Annotated in this window: 13 protein-coding genes; 7 read left to right on the top strand and 6 right to left on the bottom strand. The window is 71.6% G+C overall.

From position 1 onward, the window contains the following. The first annotated feature begins 2 nt into the window (after positions 1–2). Positions 3–779: an AroM family protein gene (locus tag ACMTAK_RS17260; RefSeq protein ID WP_413807052.1), complete on the top strand. Its 777-nt coding sequence runs from the start codon at positions 3–5 to the stop codon at positions 777–779. A 120-nt stretch (positions 780–899) separates the two neighbouring features. Then, positions 900–1,571 (top strand): aspartate/glutamate racemase family protein, encoded by a 672-nt coding sequence (locus ACMTAK_RS17255; protein ID WP_413807051.1) that lies wholly within the window; start codon positions 900–902, stop codon positions 1,569–1,571. Positions 1,572–1,635: 64 nt separating this feature from the next. On the opposite strand, the gene ACMTAK_RS17250 is transcribed toward ACMTAK_RS17255, so the two are convergent. From ACMTAK_RS17250 to glgX, 3 genes are read right to left on the bottom strand one after another with little or no spacing between them, the layout of a single operon-like run. Next, entirely contained in the window at positions 1,636–3,501 is a 1,866-nt protein-coding gene (locus tag ACMTAK_RS17250) for an ABC transporter ATP-binding protein (RefSeq protein WP_413807050.1), read from the bottom strand. Continuing rightward, on the bottom strand, positions 3,498–5,348 hold the full coding sequence (locus tag ACMTAK_RS17245) for an ABC transporter ATP-binding protein (RefSeq protein WP_413807049.1): 1,851 nt from the start codon (positions 5,346–5,348) through the stop codon (positions 3,498–3,500). Before ACMTAK_RS17245 ends, ACMTAK_RS17250 begins: the two co-directional genes overlap by 4 nt. A 34-nt stretch (positions 5,349–5,382) precedes the next feature. Next, a complete protein-coding gene (gene glgX / locus ACMTAK_RS17240) occupies positions 5,383–7,731 on the bottom strand; it encodes a glycogen debranching protein GlgX (RefSeq protein ID WP_413807048.1) in 2,349 nt (782 codons plus the stop codon). Between the two features lie 390 nt (positions 7,732–8,121). Here glgX and ACMTAK_RS17235 point away from each other — a divergent pair, with 390 nt between their 5' ends. The 5 genes from ACMTAK_RS17235 to ACMTAK_RS17215 all read left to right on the top strand — a co-directional run bounded on the left by ACMTAK_RS17235 (position 8,122) and on the right by ACMTAK_RS17215 (position 12,477). Beyond that, complete coding sequence (locus tag ACMTAK_RS17235; protein WP_413807047.1) at positions 8,122–9,345, top strand: L,D-transpeptidase; 1,224 nt, start codon at positions 8,122–8,124, stop codon at positions 9,343–9,345. Between the two features lie 90 nt (positions 9,346–9,435). After that, the gene (locus ACMTAK_RS17230; protein ID WP_413807046.1) at positions 9,436–10,203 is read left to right on the top strand and encodes an enoyl-CoA hydratase/isomerase family protein; all 768 of its coding nucleotides are present in this window, start codon (positions 9,436–9,438) and stop codon (positions 10,201–10,203) included. Positions 10,204–10,514: 311 nt separating this feature from the next. Continuing rightward, the gene (locus tag ACMTAK_RS17225; RefSeq protein ID WP_413807045.1) at positions 10,515–11,018 is read left to right on the top strand and encodes an ATP-binding protein; all 504 of its coding nucleotides are present in this window, start codon (positions 10,515–10,517) and stop codon (positions 11,016–11,018) included. A gap of 451 nt (positions 11,019–11,469) precedes the next feature. Continuing rightward, positions 11,470–12,117, top strand: coding sequence for an N-acetylmuramoyl-L-alanine amidase (locus ACMTAK_RS17220; RefSeq protein WP_413807044.1), 648 nt, complete (start codon positions 11,470–11,472; stop codon positions 12,115–12,117). Between the two features lie 129 nt (positions 12,118–12,246). Continuing rightward, positions 12,247–12,477, top strand: coding sequence for an EF-hand domain-containing protein (locus ACMTAK_RS17215; RefSeq protein WP_037960901.1), 231 nt, complete (start codon positions 12,247–12,249; stop codon positions 12,475–12,477). A 36-nt stretch (positions 12,478–12,513) separates the two neighbouring features. Here ACMTAK_RS17215 and ACMTAK_RS17210 read toward each other — a convergent pair whose 3' ends face one another. The 3 genes from ACMTAK_RS17210 to ACMTAK_RS17200 form a co-directional block, all read right to left on the bottom strand. Further along, the gene (locus ACMTAK_RS17210) at positions 12,514–12,822 is read right to left on the bottom strand and encodes a hypothetical protein (protein ID WP_020868286.1); all 309 of its coding nucleotides are present in this window, start codon (positions 12,820–12,822) and stop codon (positions 12,514–12,516) included. A gap of 59 nt (positions 12,823–12,881) precedes the next feature. Further along, positions 12,882–13,514, bottom strand: a complete 633-nt coding sequence (locus ACMTAK_RS17205; RefSeq protein ID WP_413807043.1) for a glycoside hydrolase family 25 protein — start codon at positions 13,512–13,514, stop codon at positions 12,882–12,884. Positions 13,515–14,089: 575 nt separating this feature from the next. Continuing rightward, on the bottom strand, positions 14,090–14,821 hold the full coding sequence (locus tag ACMTAK_RS17200) for a DUF7873 family protein (protein ID WP_413807042.1): 732 nt from the start codon (positions 14,819–14,821) through the stop codon (positions 14,090–14,092). Positions 14,822–14,843 lie beyond the last annotated feature (22 nt).

The following is a 14,843-nucleotide window of genomic DNA, read 5'->3' as shown; positions in this document are numbered from 1 at the left end:
ACATGCACGCTGTGGACACCACCGAGGCTGTGGACACCACGGAGACCGTGGACCGCGAAGACCCGGCGGGCGGCCCGGCCCTCGGCCTCGTCACCATCGGCCAGGCCCCGCGCGCCGACCTCCGCCCGGACGCCGAACCGCTGCTGCCCGGGGTGCGCCTGGTCGAGCACGGCGCGCTCGACGCCGACCGGTTCGACGGCGACGCCGAGGCCGCGACCCGCCGGCTGCTGGCCCCCGAACAGGGCGAGGCACCGCTGGTCTCCCGGCTGCGCGACGGCCGTTCGGTGCTGCTCGGGCATGGCGCGATCGTCCCGCGCATCACGGACGCGGTCGCCCGCGCGGAGCGGGACGGCGCCGCCGCGACGCTGCTGCTGTGCACCGGCCGCTTCCCGGCGGTACGGGCCAGGCGGCCGCTGCTGTTCGCGGAACCGCTGGTGCAGCAGGCCGTGGCGGCGGCAGTGGGCACCGACCCCGTGGGCATCGTCTGCCCGCACCCGGACCAGGCGGAGGACGTCTCCCGGCGCTGGGCGGAGCTGCTGCCCGGCCGGGTGGAGGCCGCGGTCGCCGATCCGTACGGCCCCGCCGAGCGCGTCCTGGACGACGTGGCCGCCGCCGCGCGCGGCCTGGTCGAGCGCGGCAGCTCCTGGCTCGTCCTGGACTGCATCGGCTACACCGAGCGGATGCGTACCGCCGCCCTGCGGGCCGCCGACCGCCCCGTACTGCTGGCCCGCGCCATCGCCGTCCGGATGGCGGCGGAGGTGGTGGCGGCCTCGGCATGACGGGCGTGCGGCGTCTGCCGCGTTCCCCACTCGCCCCCTCGGCGCGACGGGCGTGCGGCGCCTCCGCCCCCGCCCGACCATTCATTCGCCCCGATGTGCCTCACCCGCCGGAGGTCCACCATGTCCGTGCCCCCGTCCGAAGCCCCGGCCCGGCCCATCGGGGTGATCCGGGTCCTCACCAGCGAGGATCCCGCCGCCGTCGCCACCCATGGCACGGCCATCGAGGGGCGCTACGGTCTGCCGACCGTCTCGCGGTGCATCCCCGACCAGCCGTACGGCATCCACGACGACGAGTCCGAGTCCCGCGCCGAACCCAAGATCGTGGCCCTCGCCCGGGAGTTGGCCGAGGCCGGGGCGCAGACGCTGATCATCAGCTGTGCCGCCGATCCGGCGCTCCAGGAGACGCGCCTGGCCGTCGGCGTCCCCGTCATCGGCGCGGGGTCGGCCGCCGCCGCCGTCGCCCTGGGCCTCGGCCGCCGGGTCGGGGTGCTGGGCATCCGGGACGAGGCACCGCCCGCCGTACGCGCCCTGCTCGGTGACCGGTTCACCGCCTCCGCCCGCCCCCACGGCGTGCACCGCACCACCGACCTGCTCGCCCCGGCGGGGCCCGAGGCGGTGCTGCTGGAGGCCGCGGCCGGGCTCGTCGCCTCGGGCGCGGACACGCTGCTCCTCGCCTGTACGGGCCTCAACACCATCGGCATCCGGCCCCTGCTGGAGCGGCGGCTGGGCGTCCCGGTCGTGGACCCGGTGCTCGCCGCCGGGCTGCTGGCCTCGTACGCGTACGGGGACTGAGCGGACCGCAACGGACTGCCGGGCCGCACCCGGCGCCCGCCTCACCTCGAATCCGGCCCCCGCCTCACACCAAGCTGTCCCGCCACGCCCGGTGCAGTGCCGCGAACCGGCCCTCGCCCGCGATCAGCCGGTCCGGCGGGCCGTCCTCGACGATCCGGCCGTCGGCCATGACCAGCACCCGGTCGGCCGTCTCGACGGTCGACAGCCGGTGGGCGATGACGACCGCCGTACGGCCGCGCAGCACCGTGTCCATGGCGCGCTGCACCGCCCGCTCGCCGGGAATGTCGAGGGAGGAGGTGGCCTCGTCGAGGATGAGGACGGACGGGTCGGCGAGCAACGCGCGGGCGAACGCCACCAGCTGGCGCTGACCGGCGGAGATCCGGCCGCCGCGCTTGCGCACATCCGTGTCGTAGCCGTCGGGCAGCGCGGCGATGAAGTCATGAGCGCCGATCGCCTTCGCCGCCTGCTCGATCTCGGCGCGGGTGGCGTCGGGGCGGCCGATGGTGATGTTGTCGGCGACCGTGCCGGAGAACAGGAACGCCTCCTGCGTCACCATGACCACACCGCGCCGCAGCTCGGGCATGGCCAGCTCGCGCAGATCCACCCCGTCGAGCAGCACCCGGCCGTCGCTGGGGTCGTAGAAGCGGGCCAGCAGCTTGGCCAGGGTGGACTTGCCCGCGCCGGTGGCCCCGACCACCGCCACCGTCTGCCCGGCGGGCAGCGTGAGGTCGAAGCGGGGCAGCACCTCGCCGCCGGTGCGATAGGCGAAGCGCACCCCGTCGAAGACCACCTCCCGGCCGGGGGCCTTCGTCGGGCGCGGCGGCAGCGGCCTGGGGTCCGCGGGCTCGGGCACGGAGGGGCGCTGGGCCAGCAGGCCCGCGATCTTCTCCAGCGAGGCGGCAGCCGACTGGTAGGAGTTGAGGAACATCCCCAGCCGGTCGATCGGGTCGTACAGCCTGCGCAGATACAGCGTGGCCGCGGCGAGCACCCCGAGCGCGAGTGAACCGGAGGCCACCCGGTAGGCGCCCCAGAGCACGATGGCGGCCACCGCCGCGTTGGCGACCAGCCGGGAGCTGACCACATAGCGGGCCATCTCCAGGATCGCGTCCCCATTGGCGCGCTCATGGCGGTGGTTCTGCTCGCCGAAGCGCGCGTCATTGGCGCGCTCGCGGCGGAACGCCTGCACGGGGCGGATGCCGTTCATGGTCTCGGTGAACGTCACGATGACCGCCGCGATGGCCGTCGACCGCTTGCGGTACACCCGCATGGAGCGGCGCTGGAAGGAGCGGATCAGCAGATACAGCGGCCAGAAGGAGAGCACGGCCGCCCCGCCGAGGCCCCAGTCCAGATACAGCAGCGTGATGGAGATGTAGACCACCGACAGGGCGACCCCGAGCAGCTCCTCCAGGCCCTCGATGAGCAGCTCGCGCAGCGACTCGACGTCCGTCGTGGCGCGGGAGATCAGCCGGCCGGAGGTGTACCGCTCGTGGAAGTCCACGCTCAGCGCCTGGGCATGGCGGAAGATCCGGCCGCGCAGATCCAGCAGCACGTCCTGGCTGATCCGGGCGGAGGCGCGGATGAACGCGTACTGCAGCGCCCCGGAGGCGAGCGCACAGCCCAGATAGCCCGCGCCGACGGCGATCAGCGGGCCGTGGCCACCGTCGCGGAAGGCGGGCACGGCACGGTCGATGGCGTACGCCACGAGCAGCGGACCCGCCTGGACGGCGGCCTGCTGGAGCAGCAGCAGAACGGCCGCCAGCCACACTCGCTGCCGGCGCGGGGAGAGCAGCGAGCGCAGCAGGGCCAACGACGCGCCCTTGGGCACCGGCAGGACATCGCGGTCGAACGGGTCGTCGGACGACGCCGCCCGGCCCCCGTCCTCGCCGTCCCAGTCGTCCGCGCTCTCCCGCTCCTCCTCGACCGTGGTCATGGGCTTCTCTCCCCCTCCTCGGCTTCCTGCCCGGACATCAGCGAGCGGTACTCCGCGCTCTGCCGCAGCAGCCGCTGATGGGTGCCGACGGCGGCGATCCGGCCCCCCGACAGCAGCGCGACCCGGTCGGCGAGCAGCACGGTGGACGGCCGGTGGGCGACGACCAGCGCGGTCGTGGACGCCAGCACCCGCCGCAGCGCCGCCTCCACCAGCGCTTCGGTGTGTACGTCGAGGGCGGACAGCGGATCGTCGAGCACCAGGAACCGGGGGCCGCCCACGACGGCCCGCGCCAGCGCGAGCCGCTGCCGCTGACCGCCGGACAGACTCAGCCCCTGCTCGCCGACCTCGGTGTCGGTGCCCTCCGGCAGGGCGTGCACGAAGTCGGCCTGCGCCACCTTCAGGGCCCGCAGCAGCTCCTCCGTCCCCGCGTCGGCGGCGCCCATGAGGACGTTCTCCCCGGCGGTGGCGGAGAACAGCGTGGGCTCCTCGAACGCGACGGCCACCAGGGCGCGCAGCTCCTCCCGGGAGAGGGCGGTGATGTCCCGGCCGTCGAGGGTGATCCGGCCGCGCGTGACCTCATGGAGCCGGGGGACGAGTGCGGTGAGGGTGGTCTTCCCGGAACCGGTCGCCCCGACCAGTGCCATGGTCTCGCCGGGCCGGATGTGGAGATCGACCCCGCGCAGCACGGGCGGCTCGTCGGGCGGCGCGTCCGCGTAGGCGAACTCCACCCCCTCGAACCGGAGCCCGCCTTCGCCCTCCCGCTCTTGGCCGCGCTCCCGCTCTTGGCCGCCCTCCCGCGACGGCTCGGCCCGAAGCCGGTCGGCGGCCGTGGCCGGTTCCGCGTCCATGACGTCGAAGTAGCGGTCGGTGGCCGTGGCCGCGTCCTGGCTCATGGCGAGGAGGAAGCCCAGGGACTCCACCGGCCAGCGCAGCGTCAGGGCGGTGGAGAGGAAGGCGACCAGCGTGCCCGCCGACAGATCCCCGTCGGCCACCCGCACCGTGCCCAGCACCAGCGCCGCGCCGATCGCCAGCTCCGGCAGGGTCATGATCAGCGCCCAGAGCGTGGCCAGCAGCCGCGCCTTGTGCAGCTCGGTGGAGCGGACCTGCTCGGACAGCGTGCGGAAGGCGCGGGCCTGGCTGCGGTGGCGGCCGAAGCCCTTGACGATCCGGACGCCCAGCACGCCCTCCTCCACGACCGTCGTCAGATCGCCGGTCTGGTCCTGCACGGTGCGGGCCACCGTCGAGTACCGCGTCTCGAACAGCGAGCAGAGGATCACCAGCGGCACCGCCGGGATCACCAGGACCAGGCCCAGCGTCCACTCCTGGGACAGCAGAATGGCGAACCCGGCCAGGATGGTCACCCCGTTGACCACCAGGAAGGTGAGCGGGAAGGCCAGGAACATCCGCAGCAGCATCAGATCGGTCGTGGCCCGCGACAGCAGCTGCCCGGAGGCCCAGCGGTCGTGGAAGGAGACCGGCAGCCGCTGGAGATGGCGGTAGAGATCGGCGCGCATCGCGGCCTCGACGGACGCCAGCGGCCGCCCCACCAGCCATCGCCGCAGCCCGAACAGCCCCGCCTCGGCCGTGCCGAGGGCGAGCAGCAGCGCACCGCCCAGCCAGACCCCGCCCGGGTCCCGGTGGGCCACCGGCCCGTCCACCATCCACTTGAGGACCAGCGGGATGACCAGCCCCATACAGGAGGCGACGACCGCCACCCCGGCCGCGCCGAACAGCCGCGCCCGCACCGGGCGCACATATGGCCACAGCCGCAGGAGCGAACGCGTGGCGGAGCGGTGCCGCGGGGCGGCACCGCCTTCCTGGGCGCGGGGTTCACTCGTCACAGCCATCAGTGGGGAGACTACGGTCCGCCACTGACAGTGCTCACTCGGTTTTTTGGCGTAGGTCCACGGAGGTGAGGGCGCGCAGCAGCAGGACCGAGCGTTCCGGAAGCTCGATGGGCGCGCCCGCCGCGAGGAGTGTGCCCGGGGGCGCGTCCTGCTCCTCGCGGGCGGTGTCCAGCAGGAGCTCGTACCCCCGGGCCCAGGGCGGTCCGGGCAGGGTGAAGGAGACCGGCCGCGGGCCCGCGTGCAGCAGCGCCAGGAAGCTGTCGTCGGTGACCGGGGCGCCGTGCGGATCGCGCTGGGGCAGTTCACGGCCCGACAGATAGGCCCCGAGGGCGGTCGTCGGCGCGTACCAGTCGGATTCGGTCATCTCGGTGCCGTGCGGGGTGAACCACGCCAGGTCGCGCAGCCCCTCCGGGGGCCGGGCCAGACCGGAGAAGAAGGCCGGGCGGCGCAGCACCGGATGGGCCCGGCGCAGCCGTATCAGCCGGGCGGTGAGCTCGGTGAGGGCGCGCCAGCCGGGGTCCTCCAGCAGCGACCAGTCCAGCCAGCCGGTCTCGTTGTCCTGGCAGTACGCGTTGTTGTTGCCGCCCTGGGTGCGGCCCAGCTCATCGCCCGCGACCAGCATCGGCACCCCGGTGGACAGCAGCAGGGTGGTCAGCAGATTGCGCAGCTGGCGGCGGCGCAGCGCGCGTATGCCGGGGTCGTCGGTCTCGCCCTCGGCGCCGCAGTTCCAGGCGCGGTTGTCGGGGGAGCCGTCGCGGTTGCCCTCCCCATTGGCCTCGTTGTGCTTGCGCTCGTACGAGACCAGGTCGCGCAGGGTGAAACCGTCGTGTGCGGTGATGAAGTTGACCGAGGCGTACGGGTGGCGGCCACCGCGCTCGTACAGATCGCTGGAGCCGGAGAGCCGGTAGCCCAGCTCGCGGACATCGGGCAGCGCCCCGCGCCAGAAGTCCCTCACCGCGTCGCGGTAGCGGTCGTTCCACTCCGCCCACAGCGGCGGGAAGGCGCCCACCTGATAGCCGCCGGAGCCCACGTCCCACGGCTCCGCGATCAGCTTGACCCGGCGCAGCACGGGATCCTGCGCGATCACGGCCAGGAAGGGCGAGAGCATGTCCACGCCGTGCGCGGCGCGGGCGAGCGCGCTGGCCAGGTCGAAGCGGAAGCCGTCCACGCCCATCTCGGTGACCCAGTAGCGCAGCGAGTCGGTGATCAGCCGCAGCACCTGCGGCTGGAGGACGTTGAGGGTGTTGCCGCAGCCGGTGAAGTCGGCGTAGCGGCGCGGGTCCTGCTGCACCCGGTAGTAGCCGCGGTTGTCCACACCGCGCAGCGAGAGGGTGGGGCCCAGCTCATTGGCCTCGGCGGTGTGGTTGTAGACGACGTCGAGGATCACCTCGATCCCGGCGGCGTGCAGGGTCCGCACCATCCGCCGGAACTCCGCGACCTGCTGGCCCCGGGTGCCGTCGGCCGCGTAACCGGCGTGCGGCGCGAAGTAGCCGATGGAGTTGTAGCCCCAGTAGTTGCGTAAGCCACGCCGCAGCAGATGGTCCTCATGGGCGAACTGATGCACCGGCAGCAGCTCCACCGCCGTGACCCCGAGCCGGGTCAGATGCTCGACCGCCGCCGGATGCGCCAGCCCCGCGTAGGTGCCGCGCAGCTCGGGCGGCACCCCGGGGTGGCGCATGGTGAAGCCCCGCACATGGAGCTCGTAGATCACCGACTCGGCCCAGGGCGTCTTGGGCCGCCGGTCCTCGGTCCACTCGTCGGGCGCGCCGTCCGCCGCGTCGTCGCCGGTGACCACGCCCTTGGGGACGTACGGGGCGGAGTCGCGATCGTCCCGTACGGTGTCCGCCACATGCTGCTGCGGCCAGTCCCGCACATGTCCGTAGACCTCCGCCGGCAGCGCGAAGTCCCCGTCCACGGCGCGGGCGTACGGATCCAGCAGCAGCTTCGCCGGATTCCAGCGGGCGCCGGTCCAGGGATCCCAGCGGCCGTGTACGCGGTAGCCGTAGCGGCGGCCGGGCAGCACACCGGGGACGAAGCCGTGCCAGACCTCATGGGTGAGCTCGGTGAGCGGACAGCGGAGCTCCTGGCCGTCGTCGTCGAACAGACAGAGGTCGACGGCCTCGGCGCCGCCCGCCCAGAGCGCGAAGTTGGTCCCCCACGCCCCGTCAGGCCCCGGGCAGGGGCGGGCGCCGAGCGGTTCCGGGCTGCCCGGCAGGACGGCGGGGCCCGCCGCGGGGGCGGTGGTCCGGTCGCGGCGCGGCGCGACGGCCGGGGTGCGGTGGCCGACGGGGTGCCCCACCGCCGTCGCCGAGGGGCGTACGGGGGAGCCGTCGCGCGTCGCCTGCTGGGCTGTACGCGTCTCCTGCTCGGCTGCGCTGGACACATCGGCCTCCGCGGCTCGCGGCCAACCGCCTCCGCCCCGTGGGAGGGAGGCGGACAGCACCTCATGGCGGGCCGGTGGGCCCGCGGTGTCCCGTTCCGCACGGCCCGGCCCCCGCCCTCCCACCTGTTCTGCCCGCAATCCCCTTTCTATAAGGCTCGGTTCTCCCCCAGCTACCGCTGGGAGGTGCCCCCGCCGGGGCGCCTCAGTCTTCCCCGGCCACCGCTGGGAGGTGCCCCCGGCCGATCGTCGTGGAACCCCTCCCGCCTGGGACTGAAACGTGACCATCGAGGGGAGTCCACTGTCGGCGGCGTGTGATTACCTATCGCCAGGCGCGCCTGCGCGTGATCGGGGTTGCCGCGGGGGCGCGGCCTTGGGGAGGGGAGAACTGTTGTGACGGTGCGGCGGATACCGGGGGCGGCGCGGGGCGGCCGCAAGGGGCTTCTCGCGTTGCTGCTCGGGGCGTTGCTGATGGCGGTGGCCGCGTGCGGCGGCGGTGGCTCCGGCGACGACGGTGATAAGGGCAAGGACGGCAAGGGCGACCGGCCCAAGACCTCCCGGGCCGTGGTGACCATCGCGCCGAAGGACGGCGCCAAGGGCGTGGACACCAGCGGCGCCCTGAAGGTCACCTCGGCGAAGGGCACCCTGTCCTCGGTCAGGGTCAAGGACGCGAAGGGCACCGCGGTCGAGGGGAAGATCGCCCAGGGCGGGAAGAGCTGGCGGCCCGACGCCCATCTCCGCTCGGACACCACCTACACCGTGGACGCGGCCGCCAAGGACGCCCACGGTCTGACCACGAGCGAGCACGCCACCTTCACCACTCTCCGTCCCAAGAACACCTTCGTGGGCATCTACACCCCGGAGGACGGCACGACGGTCGGCGTCGGCATGCCGGTCTCGCTCCATTTCACCCGCGGCATCACCCACCCGGCGGACGTGGAGAAGGGGATAAAGGTCAGCGCCTCGCCGTCGGTGCCGATCGAGGGCCACTGGTTCGGCAACGACCGGCTGGACTTCCGGCCGGAGGAGTACTGGAAGCCCGGCACCAAGGTGACGCTCCGCATGGACCTCGACGGGATCGAGGGCAGGCCGGGGGTGTACGGCGAGCAGCGGAAGTCCGTGACGTTCACCATCGGCCGCAGCCAGATCTCCGTCGTCGACGCCAAATCCAAGAAGATGACGGTCAAGCGGGACGGCAAGACCATCAAGACCATTCCCATCACCTCCGGCGCGCCCGGCCACGAGACCTACAACGGCAAGATGGTGATCAGCGAGAAGCATCCGGTGACCCGGATGGACGGCGCCACGGTCGGCTTCGACGGGGAGTACGACATCAAGGACGTGCCGCACGCCATGCGGCTGTCGACCTCCGGCACCTTCATCCACGGCAACTACTGGGCGGGGCGGCCCACGTTCGGTTCGGCCAATGTCAGCCACGGCTGTGTGGGCCTGTTCGACCAGCGCGGCGGAGGGGACTCCTCCACCCCGGCGTCCTGGTTCTTCCGGAAGTCGATCATCGGCGATGTGGTCATCGTGAAGAACTCCGATGACGAGACCATCCAGCCGGACAACGGGCTCAACGGCTGGAACATGTCCTGGGAGAAGTGGAAGGCATGACCCCGGCCGGTGCCCGGGCGCCCTGTCGGGGGCGTCCCGACGCCGCCCCCGGCCCTCCGCTCCCTTGTTAGCGGACGCTAACCTGCGCTCATGACTGTGAACCTCGAGGTCGCCGACGGCGTTGCCACCTTCCGCCTTGACCGCCCCCCGATGAACGCGCTCGACATCGCCACCCAGGACCGGCTGCGAGAGCTCGCGGCCGAGGTGACCCGCCGCGACGACGTGCGCGCGGTGGTCATCTGGGGCGGTGAGAAGGTGTTCGCGGCCGGCGCGGACATCAAGGAGATGCGGGAGATGGACCATGCCGCGATGGTGGTCCGCTCCGGTGATCTACAGGAGTCCTTCACCGCCGTGGCCCGGATCCCCAAGCCCGTGGTCGCCGCCGTCACCGGCTACGCCCTCGGCGGCGGCTGCGAGCTGGCACTGTGCGCCGACTTCCGGATCGCCGCCGAGAACGCCAAGCTCGGCCAGCCCGAGATCCTGCTCGGCCTGATCCCGGGCGCGGGCGGCACCCAGCGGCTGGCCCGGCTGATCGGCCCGGCCAAGGCCAAGGACCTCATCTTCACGGGCCGTCAGGTCAAGGCCGACGAGGCGCTCGCGATCGGCCTGGTGGACCGGGTGGTACCGGCCGAGGAGGTCTATGAGCAGGCCCACGCCTGGGCGGCGAAGCTGGCCAAGGGCCCGGCGATCGCGCTGCGCGCGGCCAAGGAGTCGGTGGACCGGGGGCTGGAGACGGACCTCGACAGCGGTCTCGCCATCGAACGGAACTGGTTCGCCGGGCTGTTCGCCACCGAGGACCGGGAGATCGGGATGCGCAGCTTTGTCGAGGACGGGCCGGGCAAGGCCACGTTCCGCTGACACCCGACCGCTTCCGATCGCCTCGGCCGGGGTTGGCGAAGCCACCCCGGCCGAGGTCGTGGAGTCGCGTGGAGTCGCGTATGCCCCGTGCGAGCGAATTTTCTTCGCCAACGATCGGCCCTCGACTGACCCGGTCCGGTACGCTGGGTGATCACGCGTACGCGCGGTGACATCGCTGGTCAGGTGGGGTGTTGCGGTTCCCCAACTGCCCTTGGCATATGTCGGATCGGATTTATGGAGCCTGGGGCTCCGGTGTTCGGAATCCCACGGTTCCGCCCCGGATGGCCTTTTGGGCGGCCATGATGGGGGGCATGGCGGGCTTGGAGGGAATGGAGCAGCCGCAGCAGCGCACTGGTACGGCTGCGGTGCGGGGGGCGCCGTCCGTCGAGGACGACCTGGCCCTCAGAGCGCTTGACCTCTTCGGGAACCCGGCGTGCGAGGAGGTGCGGCTGCCCTCCCGCCCCGAGTCCGCGGGGACCGCCCGCAGGATGGCCGAATTCGTGGTGGCGCGGGACTGGGGGCTGGGCCTTCAGCTCGCCGAGCACACGGTGCTGCTGGTCTCCGAGCTCGTCGGCAACGCCGTGCGGCACACCGGTGCCCGCACCTTCGGGCTGCGGATGCTGCGGCGGCGCGGCTGGATCCGGATCGAGGTCCGCGACCCGTCCCGGGGGCTGCCGTGTCTGATGCCGGTGGGGGAGCTGGACACCAGCGGACGCGGGCTGATGCTGGTCGACCAGCTCTCCCAGCGGTGGGGCGTCGATCTGCTGCCGTGCGGCAAGACGACCTGGTTCGAGATGCGAGTGGCCGAAAACTGATGGTGCGTGCGCCGATGCGGACCTCACGCGGAGGGTGAAAGAGGCTGAAAGGGGTCCCCGTGTCGTCGTGCGCCGACGGCATGGGGACCCCTTCCGTTCCCGGCCATGGCGCGAAAGGGGTGTTCGCCGTGGCATTCGGGGGAAGCGACCTCGCTCGGGTCAATGGGGGTCGCGGCCCCGACTATCGCAGAGACGGTAGAGCAGTTCCAAGCCAACCCAAGGTGAGGTGTAACACTTGCCTTGTTAATGGCGGGTAGAACGGCAAATTTCCTTCGTTGTCGACCTGATTCTTTCGAAACTCCAGTGGTCCAGACCGTGACACGAAATCTTTCTTTGCCCGTCGGTCCTTGGCATGGCCCTGCCGAGGACCCACCATGGAACCGCGCTACGCGCGTCACTACCCCCACGCGTCACCCCCTTTGTCCCCGCTACGACATTCGGGAGACCCTCCATGGAAGCGCACGGCCGCACCCCCACCCGGCGCGCTCTGCTCCGCTCGGGCGCCTATCTCGCCACCGCCGCCACCGGACTCGCCGCCACGGCCGCGACGGCCACCACCGCCCACGCCGACGGCAGACACCGCCGCCGCGTGGCCGCCTATCCCCCCACCCACTGGATCCCGGCCTCCACCGCCAACTACCGCGTCTCCAGCCGCCCGACCTCGTATCCGATCGACTTCATCGTCATCCATGTGACGCAGGAGACCTTCCCGGACGCGATGAAGATCTTCCAGGACCCGGCCAAGCAGGTCTCCACCCACTACATGGTCGCCTCGGCCGACGGCTACATCGGGCAGTTCGTCCGGGAGAAGGACGTCGCCTGGCACGCGGGCAACAAGGACTACAACAACCGCAGCATCGGCATCGAGCACGAGGGCTGGGTGGACGACCCCAAGTGGTTCACGGACGAGATGTACGCCTCGTCCGCCGCCCTGACCGCGGCCGTCTGCGACCGCTACGGCATCCCCAAGAACCGCGACCACGTCATCGGTCATGTGGAGGTCCCCGGCACCGACCACACCGACCCCGGCCCGCTGTGGGACTGGGACCGCTATATGAGGCTGGTCAACGGAGGGAGCCGGGTGCGCCGCGGAGTCTGAGGCCGCGCACCGCGCGGAGTCCGAGGCCGCGCACCGAAGCCGAGCGCGCCGTGACACGGCCGGGACGAACCGGCCACCCCCGACCGCTAATCTGTGCGGGTCAAGGAACGCACGGAAGGGGCGGAACAGGTGGCGGACATCGAGGCGGCGCGCAAGGCGTTCGAGCGGTATGACCTCAACGGTGACGGCCAGATCACCGCGGCCGAGTACAAGAGCGTGATGGCGCAGCTGGGGGACCCGTATGTCACGGAGCCCGTCGCCCAGGCCGTCATCAACGCCCACGACTCCAACGGTGACGGGCTGCTCACCTTCGACGAGTTCTGGGCGGCCCAGAACAAGAGCGGCGAGAAGACCGCCTGAGAACAGGCCGTACGGACGGCGGCGCGGCCGGCGCGTTCAGCGCCAGCCGCGCCGCTGTGCGCCTGCCCGCCGTCTGCGGTCATTGCACAGCAGACAGCGGCCGTAGCCGGGTGGCAGCGGGTCGTCCGGATCCCCGTACAGCGGATCCACGGCCCCGCGCGGATGCTCCGGGCAGCCCGTCGATCCGTGCTCGGCGGTCAGCGATCCCGCCGCGGCGAGCGCCCGCCGCAGGGCGTCGGTGAGCAGCTCGGTCTCCGGCCCGGAGGGTGCGGCGTCCAGCGAGAAGGCGATGTCCGACGCGGTGGTGAGCGCGCTGCGGAGTTCGCGCAGGTCTGCGTAACTCATACCGGGCAGCGTAGGCGTCCCCACCGACAACGCCCCCGAGGGGCCCGGGGCGGGGCCGGTCAGGTCTCGTCCGCCACGTCCTCCGCCGTGTGGACCTCCGCCATGTCCTCCGCCTCCTCATCGGCGGTGAGCGCCGCCCGGCTGGGGTCGGCCCATGCCTGGAGCGCGGACTTGCTGGAGAAGTTCGCCACGTCCTTGTCCAGCGGGCGGTCGGTGTACTGGTGGATACGCCATTTCGCCTTGATGCGCGGCTTGCCCGCCGTCACGTAGTCCGCTATCCACAGGCCGTCGCCCGCGTACGACGTGGTGTCGTAGTTGAGCCAGAAGTTCCGGTTGCAGTAGAGCATGACCCGGTGGGTGGGCCGCAGCTTCTTGACCTCGCGGATGAACCGGTCCTTCTCGGCGTTGCTGGCGCGGGTCCCGGAACCGGTGGTCTCCCAGTCCACGGCGAGCAGATCGTGCTTCTGGGACGCGCACTTCTCGACGAAGTAGCGCGCCTGCGCCGAGATGTTGCCCGGCCACAGGAAGTGGTAGAAGCCGACGACACATCCCGCCTTGCGCGCCCGGGACGCCTGCGAGGTCTGCTTCGGGTTGATGTACGACCGGCCTTCGGTGGCCTTGATGAAGACGAAGGCCAGTCCGTCCGCGTCGAACGTGGACTGGTGCGAACTCACGTCGATGCCGTGCAGCATGGCGCCTACCTCGGGTCAAGAACGGGTGAATACACGGGTGTTATTCCCCCTCTCGTACGCAGGACCCTACTGGGACGGGATCGCGATCCGCAGCCGTTCGGCGCCACACCAAGGGGGACGGGCGGGAGGAGAAGCGGACCCGAGGGTTTGGCCATCCCCCGGGCCCTGTGATGCCGCCCAACTGCGCACGCCCGCCCGGATGGGAACGGGTCAGTCTGATGTCGTCGTGTTCTTCCGTTGAACTACCGCTCCACGAAGCGGGGCGGGCCGGATTCGAACCGGCATCCGACGACCGAGCCCGTGCCCGGTCGGTGAGACGATCGGCGGCGAATGCTGAGGCTGGAGCGAGAATCTGAGATTGAACGCGTGCCACGGGCGCACGGTCCGCTCGAAGACCGGGGGCTGAACCCGGCTACCTCCTGGGACGGACCGTCCCCTCTCGTGACCAAGTGCTCGGGGAGGTGGTCAATACCTCCCAACGCAACCGCGTGCATCACGACGAGCTTCAGTATCAGCTTGCGCTCCTCGCGCACCCCGCACCGCCGCTTGACCCGGCGGCCGGGGAGTCCATGACGCTACCCGAACAGGTAGCCGAAGACCACCTCACCCACGCGCTGATCGGTGACCTCGACGCCGTTGGCCTCCTCGCGGGCGTATTTGACCGCCTGCTGGAGCTTCTCCACCCGGTCGAGCACCTCGTTGACGCGCCGCGCCGGGAGGGCGCCGGAGAACTTCACGGTCGTCCAGTAGCCGACCGGGATGTCCTCGTAGTACACCTCGACCTGCGCCGGGTGCTTCTCCGTGGCCTCCGCCTTCACATGGTTCCTGGGCACCTTCTTGGTGCGGACGGTCCGCACCGCCTCGGTCTTCCAGCAGTCCGTCGACGGGTCGAGCGACCACGACTCGGCGGCGTCCAGGGTCGGCAGCCTGCGGATGAAGGTGGCGAGATCCGTCAGCTGCTTCTCCAGGAACAGCAGATACGAGACCGGCACCTCACGCAGCAGCGTGCGCCCCTCGACCTCGATGTCCGCGCGGGCCTCGCAGTTCGTCCAGTCCTTGGTGGCGGTCACATCGAACAGCCGGGTCAGCGTCGTCGCGGTCTCCCGAAGGATGTCCTCCGCCTTCACCTGCACCCGCGTCGACTCGGGCGGCAACTGCTCGCCCTCCTCGTCCTTCGGCTGATACGTCCGGGAAATCCCCGCCAGCAGCACCGGCTTGTCCAGCCGGCGCTGGGACGCCGTCAGGTCCGCTTGCGTCTTGGACTTGACGCCCTTCTCCACTGCGATGATCTGATTGAGTTTCGCCACGTGAGGGACGCTAGCAGTGCGG

Source organism: Streptomyces lacaronensis, from assembly GCF_047337785.1.
Taxonomy (GTDB): Bacteria; Actinomycetota; Actinomycetes; order Streptomycetales; family Streptomycetaceae; genus Streptomyces; species Streptomyces lycopersici.
This window is presented reverse-complemented; position numbering and strand designations above follow the sequence as displayed.